The 14,703-nt window shown below is 38.0% G+C and carries 13 protein-coding genes; 3 read left to right on the forward strand and 10 right to left on the reverse strand.

Annotation, left to right across the window (positions count from 1 at the left end; all coding sequences use genetic code 11):
- Window position 1: 1 nt before the first annotated feature.
- Genes Q0940_RS01985 through Q0940_RS01995 form a run of 3 tightly spaced genes read left to right on the forward strand, consistent with a single transcriptional unit; the run spans window position 2 to window position 3,642 of the window.
- A complete protein-coding gene (locus Q0940_RS01985) occupies window positions 2-2,104 on the forward strand; it encodes an acetyl/propionyl/methylcrotonyl-CoA carboxylase subunit alpha (protein ID WP_299263237.1) in 2,103 nt (700 codons plus the stop codon).
- Window positions 2,105-2,119: 15 nt separating this feature from the next.
- A complete protein-coding gene (locus tag Q0940_RS01990; RefSeq protein ID WP_299263239.1) occupies window positions 2,120-3,076 on the forward strand; it encodes a hydroxymethylglutaryl-CoA lyase in 957 nt (318 codons plus the stop codon).
- A gap of 59 nt (window positions 3,077-3,135) precedes the next feature.
- Window positions 3,136-3,642 carry a GNAT family N-acetyltransferase gene (locus Q0940_RS01995; RefSeq protein ID WP_299263241.1) on the forward strand — a complete coding sequence of 169 codons (507 nt, stop codon included), beginning with the start codon at window positions 3,136-3,138 and terminating at the stop codon, window positions 3,640-3,642.
- A gap of 90 nt (window positions 3,643-3,732) precedes the next feature.
- Here Q0940_RS01995 and Q0940_RS02000 read toward each other — a convergent pair whose 3' ends face one another.
- The 10 genes from Q0940_RS02000 to hemA form a co-directional block, all read right to left on the reverse strand.
- Window positions 3,733-4,851, reverse strand: a complete 1,119-nt coding sequence (locus Q0940_RS02000; protein ID WP_299263243.1) for a beta-ketoacyl-ACP synthase III — start codon at window positions 4,849-4,851, stop codon at window positions 3,733-3,735.
- 110 nt (window positions 4,852-4,961) lie between these two features.
- Entirely contained in the window at window positions 4,962-6,068 is a 1,107-nt protein-coding gene (locus Q0940_RS02005) for an RDD family protein (RefSeq protein WP_299263245.1), read from the reverse strand.
- 68 nt (window positions 6,069-6,136) lie between these two features.
- Window positions 6,137-6,997 (reverse strand): 3-deoxy-8-phosphooctulonate synthase, encoded by an 861-nt coding sequence (gene kdsA / locus Q0940_RS02010; RefSeq protein ID WP_299263247.1) that lies wholly within the window; start codon window positions 6,995-6,997, stop codon window positions 6,137-6,139.
- A gap of 17 nt (window positions 6,998-7,014) precedes the next feature.
- A complete protein-coding gene (locus Q0940_RS02015) occupies window positions 7,015-8,256 on the reverse strand; it encodes a DUF819 family protein (protein WP_299263249.1) in 1,242 nt (413 codons plus the stop codon).
- A gap of 131 nt (window positions 8,257-8,387) precedes the next feature.
- The gene (locus tag Q0940_RS02020; protein WP_299263251.1) at window positions 8,388-9,191 is read right to left on the reverse strand and encodes a tetratricopeptide repeat protein; all 804 of its coding nucleotides are present in this window, start codon (window positions 9,189-9,191) and stop codon (window positions 8,388-8,390) included.
- 93 nt (window positions 9,192-9,284) lie between these two features.
- Window positions 9,285-9,647, reverse strand: coding sequence for a SirB2 family protein (locus Q0940_RS02025; RefSeq protein WP_299263253.1), 363 nt, complete (start codon window positions 9,645-9,647; stop codon window positions 9,285-9,287).
- A 79-nt stretch (window positions 9,648-9,726) separates the two neighbouring features.
- A complete protein-coding gene (locus Q0940_RS02030; protein WP_299263255.1) occupies window positions 9,727-11,277 on the reverse strand; it encodes a DUF3369 domain-containing protein in 1,551 nt (516 codons plus the stop codon).
- A 78-nt stretch (window positions 11,278-11,355) separates the two neighbouring features.
- Window positions 11,356-12,231, reverse strand: a complete 876-nt coding sequence (gene prmC, locus Q0940_RS02035) for a peptide chain release factor N(5)-glutamine methyltransferase (RefSeq protein WP_299263257.1) — start codon at window positions 12,229-12,231, stop codon at window positions 11,356-11,358.
- Between the two features lie 31 nt (window positions 12,232-12,262).
- Window positions 12,263-13,348 (reverse strand): peptide chain release factor 1, encoded by a 1,086-nt coding sequence (gene prfA / locus Q0940_RS02040; protein WP_299263259.1) that lies wholly within the window; start codon window positions 13,346-13,348, stop codon window positions 12,263-12,265.
- A complete protein-coding gene (gene hemA, locus Q0940_RS02045; RefSeq protein WP_299263261.1) occupies window positions 13,345-14,595 on the reverse strand; it encodes a glutamyl-tRNA reductase in 1,251 nt (416 codons plus the stop codon). Before hemA ends, prfA begins: the two co-directional genes overlap by 4 nt.
- Between the last annotated feature and the right edge of the window lie 108 nt (window positions 14,596-14,703).

Genomic DNA, 14,703 nt, shown 5'->3' on the forward strand with positions numbered 1-14,703 from the left:
TATGTTTACTAAAATACTTATTGCCAATCGTGGCGAAATTGCTTGTCGTGTTATTAAAACAGCAAGAGCGATGGGCATATTAACCGTTGCGGTTTACTCAGACGCTGACAAAAATGCCATGCATGTACAAATGGCCGACGAAGCGGTTTATTTAGGAGCTTCGCCATCTCGTGAAAGTTACTTGTTATCACAAAAAGTGATTGATGCCGCCCTATTAACTGGTGCGCAAGCCATCCATCCAGGTTATGGATTTTTATCTGAAAACTCTGATTTTTGCCGCCTGTGTGAGCAAAACAACATAGTGTTTATTGGTCCGCCTATTGGCGCCATTGAAGCTATGGGATCTAAATCTGCGGCAAAAAGCATTATGGAAAAGGCCAATGTGCCGTTAGTGCCTGGTTATCATGGTGACGACCAATCTATGGCTGTGATCAAACAAGCGGCGGATGATATGGGTTATCCAGTTTTACTTAAAGCGACTGCTGGTGGCGGTGGTAAAGGTATGCGTCAGGTTTGGAATGAAAAAGAATTTAAGTCTGAGTTTGAAGCGGTAAAACGTGAAGCCTTGTCGTCATTTGGTGATGATCGCATGTTGGTTGAAAAATACTTAACCCAACCACGTCATGTTGAAATCCAAGTATTTTGTGACAATCATGGCAATGCGGTTTATTTATTTGAGCGTGATTGTTCTGTGCAGCGCAGACACCAAAAAGTGATTGAAGAAGCGCCAGCATTTAACATGTCTCCTGAGTTACGCGCCCAAATGGGCGAGTCTGCGATAAAATCGGCTCAAGCTATTGGCTACCAAGGTGCGGGAACGGTTGAGTTTTTATTAGATATTGATGGTTCTTTCTATTTCATGGAAATGAATACTCGATTGCAAGTAGAGCATCCCGTCACTGAAATGATCACAGGCCAAGATTTAGTTGAATGGCAATTACGTGTTGCGGCTAATGAGACCTTACCTAAAACTCAACAAGAATTAACGATTAATGGTCATGCTTTTGAAGCGCGCATATACGCAGAAGATCCAGACAATGACTTTTTACCTGCAACAGGTCACTTACAGTTTTTACAAGCACCTACAGAAAGTAAACATGTTCGTGTAGATACAGGTGTTCGCCAAGGTGATGATGTTAGTGTGTTTTACGATCCTATGATTGCAAAGTTAATTGTATGGGATGAAAATCGTGAAAAAGCATTACAACGTTTAACGAAAGCGTTAATGGAATATCGTATACAAGGTGTGACGACGAACATCGACTTTTTACATAATTTAGCTAGTTGTGACGCATTTAAAAATGAAGATATTGATACTGGTTTTATTGACAAAAATCATGACGAGATTTTTAGTGCTAACACCTCAAAATCAAGCGCTAATAAACAAACCATAACCAATCTAAGCATAGCCAACCAAAGCATAACCAATCAAATAGCAATGGCCGCTTTGGCTTTGGTATTACAACAAGCAAACAAAGCCAATGCCCTTGCTGCAAACAGCACGGATGTAAATTCGCCTTGGCATAACAATAATGCTTGGCGTTTAAACCAAGCTAATTTGCATACATTAACTTTGTCGCATGACGGTGTTGAATATCAGGTGAGCCTTGAGCAACATACAAAGGTTAAAAACACCTACACGATTAACAACCATTACAGCATAAGCGTTAGCGCTGATAACCTAAAGCATGAGTTCCAATGTGAAGGCGAATTAGTTGATAACACCCTTAATTGTTTTGTCAATGGACTGAGTAGCAATACGACTGTAGTTTTTGCCAATAACGACGTTTGTTTATATACCAGCAATGGCGTATTCAACATCACTCAAGTGTTAGCGGATACAGGAGACTCGACTGACGATAACAATGCAGGCGGTTTAATCGCACCAATGAATGGCACTATGGTCAGTGTATTAGTGAACGCGGGTGATAAAGTTGAAAAAGACCAAGCCTTAATGATCATGGAAGCGATGAAAATGGAACATGTGATCAAAGCACCAAGTAATGGTGTGGTCACTGGCTTGTTTTATAAAAACGGTGACATGGTTGATGGTGGCTCAGAGCTGCTAACTTTCGAAGCGGATACGCTTGAAGAGATGAGCTAAAAATAGAGGATTAACATGACAATAGACACCACAATCAAAGATCTATTGGCTAACCAAGCCATGCCTAAACAGGTGAAAATCGTTGAAGTAGGTCCAAGAGATGGATTACAAAACGAAGTGCCTCTAGGACTTGAAGATAAATTGGGACTTAAAGATAAAGTCGCATTAATTAACAGCTTGTCACAAACAGGGTTAACCGTGATAGAGTCAGGTTCTTTTGTCTCACCTAAGTGGGTGCCGCAAATGGCAGGTTCCGCTGAAATTTACGGTTTAATTAATCAAATAAATGGCATTAGCTACCCTGCTCTTACCCCCAATATGAAAGGTTATGAACTTGCCAAACAAGCGGGTGTAAAAGAAGTCGCTATTTTTGGTGCTGCCAGTGAGTCTTTTAGTCAGAAAAACATAAACTGCTCGATTGCTGAAAGCTTACAACGTTTTGAGCCTATCATGCAGCAAGCCAAGTTAGACGGCATTAAAGTTCGTGGTTATGTGTCTTGTGTATTAGGTTGTCCGTATGAGGGCGACATAGACGTGTCTAAAGTGGCTGAAGTAGCAAAAACGCTGTATAGAATGGGATGTTATGAAATCTCTTTAGGTGACACTATAGGCGTTGGTACGCCAGCCAAAGCACAAGCTATGTTGGCAGAAGTGGCAAAGCAAGTTCCCATGGAGCACTTAGCGATTCATTTTCACGACACTTATGGCCAAGCCTTAGCAAATATTTATGCTTGTTTGCAATTAGGTGTCAGCGTAATTGATTCTGCAGTTGCAGGATTAGGCGGTTGTCCTTACGCTAAAGGCGCATCGGGCAATGTTGCCACTGAAGATGTGGTTTATATGTTAAACGGTCTCAACATAGAGCATGGTGTGGATTTAACTAAACTAGCTCAAACTGGTGCTGAGATTTGTAAAGCACTGGGTAAAGTCTCTAACTCTAAAGTGGCGAACGCTCTACTTGCTAGTTCTTAATCAGTCAATTAACTAGTATACTAGTTAATTAAAAGCTATTAAGAACAACAGGATAAACAATGTTATTAAAAAGTGAACGTATTAGCGTACGAGACATGCAAGAAAGTGATGCTGATTTTATGTTGGCGTTACTTAATAGCCAAGGCTTTATTAATAATGTTGGTGATAGACAACTGAGAACCACAGCACAAGTAGTTGATAAAATAAAGGCGGCCTACACCGCTGATTATCCTAATTACGGTTTATATACGGTGGTTGATAATCAAACCAATGCGTTAATTGGCACTGTAAGTTATCTAAAACGAGAGCATTTATCTCATGATGATATTGGTTATGCATTTTTACCGCAGTTTTTTGGTAAAGGTTATGCCTTTGAAGCGACTAAGCTCTTGTTAGATTATGTTATCAGCCAAGGTAAAACCTGCGTATTTGCAGTAGTAAAACCAACTAATACACCGTCTATTAAATTACTAGAAAAATTAAATTTTGTTTATGTTGGTGAAACCCTTATGCCAAATGAAACAATCCCTATTTCTAAATATCAATATACGCAAAACAAGATATAACGCGATGAGATCAAAAAAGCCGAGTAGCTTATTAAAATTTAATAAACTACTCGGCTTTTTGATATTTTTAGTTAATTCTATTTTAACTAATTAAACTTTCTCTAAGCTGATACAACCCACAGAATAACCTGCACCAAAGCTACATAAAATACCTTTATCGCCAGACTTAAAGTCATCTTGGTATTTGTGGAATGCAACCAAAGATCCTGCCGATGCGGTATTGGCATATTCATCTAATATCAAAGGCGCATCTAAAAACTCAGGCTCGCGCCCTAGAAGTTTCTTAGCAGCAAAAATATTCATATTGATATTGGCTTGATGTAACCACATACGTTTTACGTCAGTCACTTGCCAATTGTTTTCAGCTAAATGGCTGGTGATCGTATTCGTCGCCAGTGGTAATAATTCTTTAAATACTTTACGCCCTTCTTGGAAGAAGAATGAATTGTCGTACGCTAGCTCATCATAACAATGATCAACATAGCTATGGCTACAGCGAATGTTATTTGAAAATTGAGTGACTTGGCTGGTATTTACAATTTTAAATTGATTGCTTGAAGTCGCAGCTTCTTGTTTTTCAATAACAAGTGCCATTGCAACATCACCAAAAATAAAGTGGCTATCACGGTTAGTATAATCTAACTGCGGTGTTGTAAATTCTGGATTAACCACTAATACCGTATTAGCATTGCCGGACTGGATTGCATTGTAGGCATTGATAATAGCAAAGGTGGCTGTTGAGCACGCTACGTTCATATCAAAACCAAAACCAGATGCACCTAATATTTGCTGCACTTCAACCGCCATTGACGGATATGAGCGTTGCATATTAGAAGAACCAAGGATCACCATGTCGATGTCTGATGCTTGTTTGCCAGAATTAGCTAATGCTTGCTTAGCAGCTTCAACAGCCATTAACACCATCTCAGGTGGTTCTTCAGCTGCATTTTTTGTCATTGTAGGATGCATCACATTAATATCGGTTATGCCTTCTTTATGCATAACATAACGAGATTTAATGCCTGATGCTTTTTCTATAAACTCTACGCTAGAGCTTTTTTTCTCTTCCAACGTACCAGCTTCAATTTCAGCCTGGTGCTCTGTATTATATTTTTCTGCGTATGCATTTAATGCATCGACAAGTTCTTTATTTGATACTTTATGAGGAGGGGTAAATAGACCTGAACCCGAAATAACAACTGATGTCATGATGAAATCCCAAAATTTAAGAAGTGGTGCATTATGCAATTTTGCGTCTTGAATTCAAATGATAAAGTGCAAGTTTTTATAACACTTCACTATTTTTTAACATTAATACGCTACAAATCGCCTTTAATTACGACGGTTGCAGATATTTTATCTTGAATAGCTTGACGGTTTGAATCCCAATATATTTGGAAGAAACCTAATAAACCCGTGGCAAAACCAGCACCATAACCGCCGTAGCGACCAAATGAATCCCAAGCCGACATATAAGTACCATCAAGTTGAATCACTCTAATGCCCATTAGTTTTTTACCTGGCGTTTGCCCTTTCCACCAAGCAGGAAAAGCGGTGAAATATAACGCAGCCCAACCAAAACCAAGTCCTAAATCTGCAATGATCCCTTTAGCAAACTCTAAAAGACTGTAAACCGGTTGTTCTGTTTTGTTAGCTTTAGAGCTATCTGCTTTTTCATTACGAGCTTGATAGTATTTATTAGCTGAAGCAGTCGGTGCTTCTGGAGTTTGGTTCTCTAGAATTGGGGCTTCTACTGTTGTGATTTCTTGATCTGGTTTTGTGGTTTCTAGAGCATTTTGATAATACTCATAAAGCTCAGCCACATATTCAAGCCGCTCCTGCTCAGAGTTTATTGGTAAATCGTTAGAATTATCATCTATGAATTCATAGATTTCATCTTCTGGCGCTTTTAATTCAACTAATGTATCTAATACATCTTCAACAAGCGGATGGTAACAAGATCGTTCACAATTACCTTGCTCAAGCTTATTAGTTAACGATAAAGCTAAAGCTCCTAACTTTACAGAATTTGCAAAAGAGTCAACTGAGTTTATTTTGATTTCGGCATTATCTTTTCCGGCATTGCCTGATAGCTCATCATCATTAAAGGTATTGTTTAAAATAACCAAAACGCTCACGAAAACCGTAAACCCGCCAATAAATCGCAATAAGTAACGAGCAATTCGCCAGCTTTTCTGCTCACTCTTCTTACCAAATTTGAATACAGCTAAACCTGCAACAATACTAGCAACAACAGCACTAACATGAGTTAACATTAAGACAAAAAAAGCATCAATGATAATGGCGAAAGCTCGTCGTATTGGGCTTGCTAACGGCTTACCTAATAACGCATCATCTACACCAAAGGCGATATCGGTAATGATATTTTTATCATCAGCTACTTCAATATTTGGTGTAGAGTCCATATTTATTCCAACTGTTTTTACATTGCCTGTTTATTTCCAGACAAGGCCTATTAAAAATAGCCAGCTATTTAGTTAGCTGAAGTGTCTAGTGCAGGAAATGATTTAACTAAATCATCAATCTGCTTCATTTGTGTTAAGAAACCTTCAAGCTTCTCTAACGGCAATGCACAAGGACCATCACACTTAGCTTCGTTAGGGTTTGGATGCGCTTCTATAAACAAGCCAGCAAGTCCTAATGCCATACCAGCACGTGATAATTCAGCAACTTGAGCTCGACGACCATCAGCAGAATCAGCACGGCCACCAGGACGTTGTAATGCATGAGTTGAGTCAAACATAACAGGTGCAAACTTTTTCATGTCATCCATACCCAGCATATCAACCACTAAGTTGTTATAACCGAACTGTGAACCACGTTCACATAAGATAACTTTGTCGTTACCCGCTTCCATAAATTTGTTAATGATATGGCGCATTTCATGTGGGGCTAAAAACTGCGGTTTTTTCACGTTGATGATTGCATTGGTTTTGGCCATCGCAACCACTAAGTCTGTTTGACGAGCTAGAAACGCAGGTAATTGAATGATATCAACTACTTCTGCAACAGGTTGGGCTTGATAAGCTTCGTGTACGTCAGTAATGATTGGTAAATCAAATTGTGATTTAATTTCTTCAAATATCTTTAAGCCTTCTTCCATGCCTGGACCACGGTAAGATGATACAGATGAACGGTTTGCTTTATCAAAAGAGGCTTTAAATACGTAAGGAATACCTAATTTTGTAGTGACTTCTTTATAATACTCAGCAATTTTCATCGCCATATCACGAGATTCAAGTACATTCATACCGCCAAATAAAACAAATGGTTTGTCATTTGCTAATTCGATGTTTGCGCCGATTTGAATTGTTTGTTGATTTTTATTTGTCATTTTATTTCCAATAATTTTTAAGAAGCGATTGCTTGTAACACTAACCCACAGAACCATGCGGCATAAGTACCAACGGCATAACCCAACACAGCTAATAAAACACCAACTGGCGCTAATGCTGGGTGGAATGCAGATGCGACAACCGGAGCCGATGCAGCTCCGCCGACATTTGCTTGGCTGCCAACAGCCATATAAAACAATGGTGCTTTAATTAATTTTGCTACACCTAACATTAATCCCGCATGTACTAACATCCAAATTAGACCGAGTACGAAAAACTTAGGTGTATCAAATATCTGAGTAACATCCATGTGCAAACCAACGGTCGCAATTAAGATGTATAAAAATGCACTACCAAATTTAGACGCGCCAGCGGCTTCCACTTTTCTTAATTTAGTGAAAGACAAGGCGATACCAATGGCACTGGCTATTATTATCATCCAGAAAAATTGGCTGTGGAAACTGTATTTTTCTAGATTTGGATAATTGTTCACCATAAACGGTGTGATCAAATCTGAACAAAAATGAGCAAAACCGGTAACACCAAAACCAATGGCGCAAATTAACATGATGTCATCTAATTTAGGTATGCGAGCGTGCTTCTTCTCGAACTCTTCAACATTAGTTCGTAATTCATTTAAAGCCGTTGTGTCTGCACCTGTATGTGCATCAATCTTTTTAGCATTACTAGCGAGTATTAATAAAACCGCCATCCAAATATTGGCGACGATAATATCGACAGTAACCATAGTGGAGAATATTTCATTACCAACCTCATAAATTTCTTTCATGGCCGTTTGATTCGCGGTACCGCCGACCCAACTACCAGCAACCGTTGTCATTCCGCGCCAAACCGCATCAGGACCTGCACCATTTAATAATTCAGGGAAAAGGCTAGACATAGTTAATAACGCGATAGGACCACCGATAACGATGCCCAATGTGCCAGTGAAAAACAAAATTAACGCTTTAGGCCCTAATTTCATAATGGCAGGTAAATCAACACTAATGGTCAACAATACGATACAAGCGGGTAGTAAATAGCGAGATGCTACAAAATAAACTTGGGAGCTGTTACCGTCAACAATGCCAAATGTATTTAACAAGGAAGGCAGGAAGTAACACATTAAAACTGCAGGTACGACTTTATAGAACTTTTGCCAACCGCTATTTGTACTTTTACTCGTATAGAAAACGAATCCCAATATAATAGCAAGCAAACCTAGAACTGTGGCGTCATTAGTGATCAATGGCGTCATAAATCCCTCTTTTTATATGATTATTATTTTTGTAAGTTACTATTTTAAATAGTAACTTTTTAGTTATGGATGTAACAGATTTTTGTAACTGCTTTTGATAATTAGATTCTTATAATACATCAGGCGAATACCTAATGAATTGTTTCTACTATATGATTTTGCTCTTCCAACTGCAATCGGATGAACATAGCCATAGGATCATTTGGACAGGCTTTGATAAAGTAGTCAAAGTCATCTTTTGCCCATTTACCACAATCAAGCTGGTTTAATACTAAACCGCGGTCTCTACGTTCATAAGGGTCTTCAGGCAATAAATCCATTAATGTTTCAACACAAGTTAATGCTTCTTCAAACATACCTTCGTCTAACAAAGCTAACTTTTGATCTGAAATAAGTGTTTTAACTAATTCATCATGGGGGATTTCTTTTGCATAGGCTGCAATATCACTAACTAAGCTGTTTTTTACATCATCATTGGAGATCAAGTATTCCGTTGCACCAGAAAGAGCATCCAAAATAATCAATTCAGAGCTGCTTAATCTAATAACTAATGCCATTCCCTCTTCTAATTCAGCAATAAGCGCATTAAAGCCTAACTGTCTTAGTAGGTATCTGAATAACACAGCTAAGGTCATTTCATTACCCGTACGGTGCATAATACAAAACGATAAGTTAGCTAAGCTAGACTCAGGCAAGTCTTGTAAACCAGGGCCTGTAATAGCTAATTCATCAATTAAACAGTCAACGGCTTGATAAAGTTGCTCTTGCACAGGTTCAGATTTATCAATAGATACAGATAAATGAGCTGTGAGTTCAGCTAATTGCAGCTCAATATCATCAATAAAAAACTCATCTTGCCAATTTGATTCTAAAAGAATGACTTCTCTTAGCAAATCATCAGGCTTATCTGACTCGTACAGCCAATTTGCAGACATAAGGACTTCTTATATAATTTATAACGAGGTGAAAACAACACCTTAATCGCTACTTTATGGGGATTAATTTACAAATTTCAACACTTTTACTTGTTAAAACTGCCCTTTAGTCACAGCAAACAATGCAGTAAATATTATACAAAACGATGAAATACTTAACATTTGTATCGCTTTTGATTTTTGTTCAGCTTTCATAGCCAATACTGCAAATACAATATAACCAACCACAAAACCGAGTTTTGCAGTTAACCAATAATCAACAAACGGATATTGAGAAATTAAATAACATAAAATACCGGCTGATATTAATAAAAAAGTATCAATAATATGAGGAACAACTTTAAGCGCTTTGTTTAGTTCTTTGCCTTTGAGTTGTTTTTGATAAAAACGAAAATAAAATAACACTATGCTGATCAACGCTAACATTATGTGAGTGTGTTTTACTGCCATGTACATAATTAAGGTTCTTCTTTAATTGATTGAGTGGTATAAATTATAATTTATACCACTTTATTTAATGGATCTTACAGAGGAACTAACCTGGGTATTGCTCTATAATTTGTTCTATTGTATCGACACAAGACAACAAACCTTGAACAAGTTTAGGTTCAAATTTCTTACCACTTTCAGACTCTATAAATTTTAAAGTCTCAGCTTTGCTCCAAGCCTTTTTATAACATCTGTCATGACGTAAAGCATCATAAACATCTGCTAGAGCAACTATTCTTCCATATATGTGTATATTTTCACCTGATTTACCATCAGGGTAACCAGAACCATCCCAATTTTCATGATGATCATGAGCAATAACAGCCCCAGCTTGAATTACACTATGATTAGAACCTTCTAATATTTTCGCGCCTTTTTCTGCATGCGTTTGCATCACCTTCCACTCTTCCTTAGAAAAGCTATCCGGCTTATTTAAAATATTATCCCTGATACTAATTTTACCAACATCGTGTAAAGGAGCTGCCGTTGAGACAATATCAATTTCACTTTCCGTTAAACCATATACTTTAGCTAATGCTCCACTGATTAAAGCTACACGTCTAGAATGATTACCCGTTTCATTTGAACGGTTTTCTAACGCCTCGCTTAGGCGGTACACTAACTCACGCTGAGTATCTTCTAGCTCTAGCTGTAATTGTACATTTTCGTAGGCGATTTGTACGTTCTGGGCAAATAGCTTAATTAATGCTTTTTCTGAATCATCTACATGCTTTGGTAAGCCGGAAACATATAAAATAGAGTTGTTTGAAAAACGGCTATAACAATATGCAACTAGGTAATCTTCATAGTAAACAATTGATTTACCTGTAATAGCCTCTTGAAATGCAGCTTGTAATTCCTCGTCAACCACCTCTTTTATCTCTTTGCCTAAGCTGTTTTCAAATTCACCTTGTGCAGCAATAATCGTTAGACCATCTTTATGTTTACTGTCGGTGCAATTAACCATTAATGTATCTGTGATATACATAGCTTTTTCATTACCACAGCCAATAACAGAGGTTAGTTGTTGCATCACTCCGTCAATAAATTGGTCCATGGAATGTATCGAGAAAATATTAGCGGATGCTTCAATAATTTTTGTCAGGCCTTTGCGGCTATTATCTAGAGAAACTATATCTCGATAAGCTCTAAGGCTAGACATAATAACGGTAAATAATTTTTGTGCAGTGAGTTCAGTTTTTGATTTATAGTCATTGATATCGTAGTTTAATATCACTTGGCGTTCTGGAGCTTGTCCCGGTTGTCCGGTTCTTAAAATGATACGAATTTTTTGGTTCTTAGCTTCTTCACGAATATAATGCGCAACTTGCAAACCAGCGTCATCGGTTTCCATAACAACATCAAGCAATACAATTGCCGCATCAGGATTTTCACTAATGACTTTTTTACCTTCATCCCCCGAATAAGCACTGATAAATTCCAACTTTTTATCTTGGAATATAAAATCATTAAGTGCTAATTTAGTAACCGCGTGTACTTCAGGTTCATCGTCTACAATAATAACTTTCCAACTGCCGATAGATAAAATCTCTTCTTCTTCGTCAGAGTCATTTGCAAACAAAAAATCATCATTCATTATAGTGAGTCCCCTTTCGTGTATTTGCTTTGCCAGATCATAACTTCTGATCTAAATTAAGCTCCCTTGCATTTAAGGTTACCCCATTAATTTAAAATAGCCAACGGTGATGCGATCATTTTCAGACAAATCTTTAATAGTGCTTGTATTCCTGTATCCATTTTGGATAAAAACATCTCGTATGGCCTCACCTTGGGTATTGCCGTGTTCAATAATTAATAGACCATTATCATGCAGATAATCTTTCGCCTGTGACACTATTTTCTTTATATCTGACAAACCATTATCTGCTGCTGTTAGTGCTGACAAAGGTTCAAAGCGCACATCACCTTGTTTTAAGTGAGGGTCATTTTCTTCAATATAAGGAGGATTTGACACAATTAAATTAAATTTTGTATTTGGTATTTGCTCAAACCAATCACTTTGAATTATTTTACAATTGGTTATGCCATTTAATTCTGCATTTTCTTGTGCGAGAGTTACGGCATCAGCAATAAAGTCAGCAGCAAGCCAATCCCAATGCGGTAACTCAGAAGCTAATGACAGTGCTATTGCGCCTGTTCCTGTGCCTAAATCCAACCCGGTTAGATGCTCATATTGTTGATTATCTTTTTGCTCGGCAACTAACAAAAGTGCATGTTCGACAAGAGTTTCCGTATCAGGGCGTGGAATTAATGTTGTAGGTGTGACTTTAAGGTTTAATGTCCAAAATGCTCTGTAACCAACAATATGAGCAATAGGATGACCAGCTTGTCTTTTTGCGCAAAGTTGATGGAATAAAGCGATTTGAGTTTCATCTAAGACTTTGTCTGGCCATGTAAATAAATATGTTCGGTTGCAATCTAAAACATGACACATTAATATCTCAGCATCTAACTTCGCAGTATCTGATATTTGATTAAATGTAGAAGTGGCTGCATTGAGCAGCCACTTGATTTGATTTTTGTTATCCATTTTTACCCTGAACTATACTCAGAATTAGTCGTTACTCTTCAGACATTGACGCTAATAGGTCAGCTTGGTATTCCGTCATTAGAGGGTGTAAAACACAATCTAAATCACCTTCCATAATTTCATTTAGTTTATACAAGGTTAAGTTGATTCTGTGCTCTGACATTCTTCCTTGTGGGAAGTTATAGGTTCTAACACGTTCTGAACGGTCACCACTGGCTACTAAGTTACGACGCATTCCCGTTTCTTCCGCCATACGTTTTTCATCTTCTGCAGCTTGTAACCTTGCAGATAATACTGACATAGCTTGAGCTCTGTTCTTGTGTTGAGAACGTTGATCTTGGCACTCAACAACCGTTCCCGTTGGCATATGCGTTATACGGATAGCCGAGTCAGTTTTATTTACGTGCTGACCACCAGCTCCCGATGCACGGAAAGTATCAATTTTTAAATCGGCTGAATTAATCTCAATGGCATCAGCTTCTGGAATTTCAGGCATAACTACAACGGTACAAGCCGATGTATGAACTCGACCTTGTGATTCAGTTTCTGGTACGCGTTGAACTCGGTGACCACCAGATTCAAACTTCATAGTGCCGTAAACATCATTACCCGTAATATGAGCAATAACCTCTTTAAATCCACCTTGATCGCTTTCATTAGAAGTGATCACTTCTAACTTCCACTTCTTAGATTCAATATAACGGCTATACATACGGAATAAATCACCTGCAAATATTGCAGCTTCATCACCACCAGCACCAGCTCTGATCTCTAAGAAGCAGTTATTACTGTCGTTTGGATCTTTAGGTAGCATAAGCAGTTGAAGTTCTTGATCTAAACGTGCAATTTCAGCTTTAGATGCTTTAAATTCTTCCTGCGCCATTTCTCGCATTTCAGCATCGTCTTCATCCATCATCAACTTTGCTTCTTCAAGATCGTCTTCAGCGCTTTGATATTGTTTAAATGTAACCGTAAGATCTTCTAAATCAGAATATTCTTTTGACAAGGTACGAAACTTATCCTGATCTGAAATTATTTGTGCATCACTTATTAGTGCTTCTACTTCTTCTCTGCGTTCAACAAGTGTTTCTAATTTACTTCTGATTGAGTCTTTCATCGGATCCCTAATACTGCTTTTATTGCGGTTAATTCCTGCACATTTTGTTTTTCTGCAGCATCTTTTAAGGCAGAAGTTGGTGCGTGAATTAATTTATTTGTTAATTTATTCGCTAATTCTTTTAATATTTGTTCTACATCATTACCTGATTGAAGTTGGTTTATCGCTCGTTCTAACAATTCATCTTTAATCGCTAAACTTTGATCACGATAGTCGCGAATTAAATCAACAGACTCTAATGAGTTTAGCCAATCATCAAATATATTGGCCTTTTCTTGAATAATAACTTCTGCGTCTTCTGCCGCTTCCGTTCTTGCCTGCATATTTTGCGCGACAATCTCTTGCAAGTCGTCAACAGTATACAAATACGCATCGTCTAATTCTGCAACTTGAGATTCAATATCTCTTGGTACCGCTAAGTCTACTAAAAACATAGGTCGATGTTTGCGTCGTTTTAAAACATTTTCAACCATGCCTTTACCTATAATTGGCAAAGTACTGGCGGTTGAACTGATCACAACATCTGCTTCTAACATCTGATCAGGTATTTGCGCTATGGTACAAGTTTTGGCCGCGAACTGCTCAGCAACTAATTTAGCTTTGCTTAAGGTTCTATTTGCCACCACTATATCTTTAGCTCCTTGCTCAAAAATATGTTTAGCGACTAACTCAATGGTTTCGCCTGCGCCAACTAATAACACTTTTTTATTATCAAAGCTGCCAAAAACTTGCTTGGCGAGCGTTACTGCAGCATAAGCTACCGATACTGCATTAACCGCTATATCAGTTTCTGTTCTAACTTTTTTAGCAACAGAAAACACTTGCTGAAACATACGTTCAAAATAAGTTTTTACCGTCCCCATCGACTTTGCTTGTTGGTATGCTTGTTTTACTTGGCCGAGTATTTGCGGCTCACCCAACACCATAGAATCCAATCCACTGGCAACTCGCATTAAATGAGTGGTTGCTGAAACATCTTTTTGCACATATAAGTGTTGATCTAAGTCGGGCTCTGGTACTAAATGGAAATCGGCTAACCAAGACGTTAGTGTTTCTGAATTTATATTTTCACCAAAACAATATATTTCTGTTCTATTGCATGTAGATAAAATTACGGCTTCATCACATAAGCCGTCGGTGACTACCGACTCTAATGCTTCAGATAGTCGTTCCGGCGTAAACGCTAGGCGTTCGCGCAACTCAACTGATGCTGTTTTGTGATTTATTCCTAATGCAAGAACCGTCATATAAATGGCTTAATTCCGAACCCTTTGAAGAAAGGCGGCAATTCTACGAAAAAGCGGAGGTATTTAAAAGCCTTAACATGACTAATCTCAATAGTATTTATTAACTAA

Source organism: uncultured Psychrosphaera sp. (assembly GCF_947500655.1).
GTDB lineage: Bacteria > Pseudomonadota > Gammaproteobacteria > Enterobacterales > Alteromonadaceae > Psychrosphaera.

Coding starts and splice junctions, on each gene's coding strand:
- kdsA (WP_299263247.1), bottom strand. CDS start 6,997: ATGACAAATAAAAATCAACAAACAATTCAAATCGGCGCAAACATCGAA.
- Q0940_RS02000 (WP_299263243.1), bottom strand. CDS start 4,851: ATGACATCAGTTGTTATTTCGGGTTCAGGTCTATTTACCCCTCCTCAT.
- Q0940_RS01985 (WP_299263237.1), top strand. CDS start 2: ATGTTTACTAAAATACTTATTGCCAATCGTGGCGAAATTGCTTGTCGT.
- Q0940_RS02015 (WP_299263249.1), bottom strand. CDS start 8,256: ATGACGCCATTGATCACTAATGACGCCACAGTTCTAGGTTTGCTTGCT.
- Q0940_RS01990 (WP_299263239.1), top strand. CDS start 2,120: ATGACAATAGACACCACAATCAAAGATCTATTGGCTAACCAAGCCATG.
- Q0940_RS02025 (WP_299263253.1), bottom strand. CDS start 9,647: ATGTACATGGCAGTAAAACACACTCACATAATGTTAGCGTTGATCAGC.
- hemA (WP_299263261.1), bottom strand. CDS start 14,595: ATGACGGTTCTTGCATTAGGAATAAATCACAAAACAGCATCAGTTGAG.
- prmC (WP_299263257.1), bottom strand. CDS start 12,231: ATGGATAACAAAAATCAAATCAAGTGGCTGCTCAATGCAGCCACTTCT.
- Q0940_RS01995 (WP_299263241.1), top strand. CDS start 3,136: ATGTTATTAAAAAGTGAACGTATTAGCGTACGAGACATGCAAGAAAGT.
- Q0940_RS02020 (WP_299263251.1), bottom strand. CDS start 9,191: ATGTCTGCAAATTGGCTGTACGAGTCAGATAAGCCTGATGATTTGCTA.
- prfA (WP_299263259.1), bottom strand. CDS start 13,348: ATGAAAGACTCAATCAGAAGTAAATTAGAAACACTTGTTGAACGCAGA.
- Q0940_RS02005 (WP_299263245.1), bottom strand. CDS start 6,068: ATGGACTCTACACCAAATATTGAAGTAGCTGATGATAAAAATATCATT.
- Q0940_RS02030 (WP_299263255.1), bottom strand. CDS start 11,277: ATGAATGATGATTTTTTGTTTGCAAATGACTCTGACGAAGAAGAAGAG.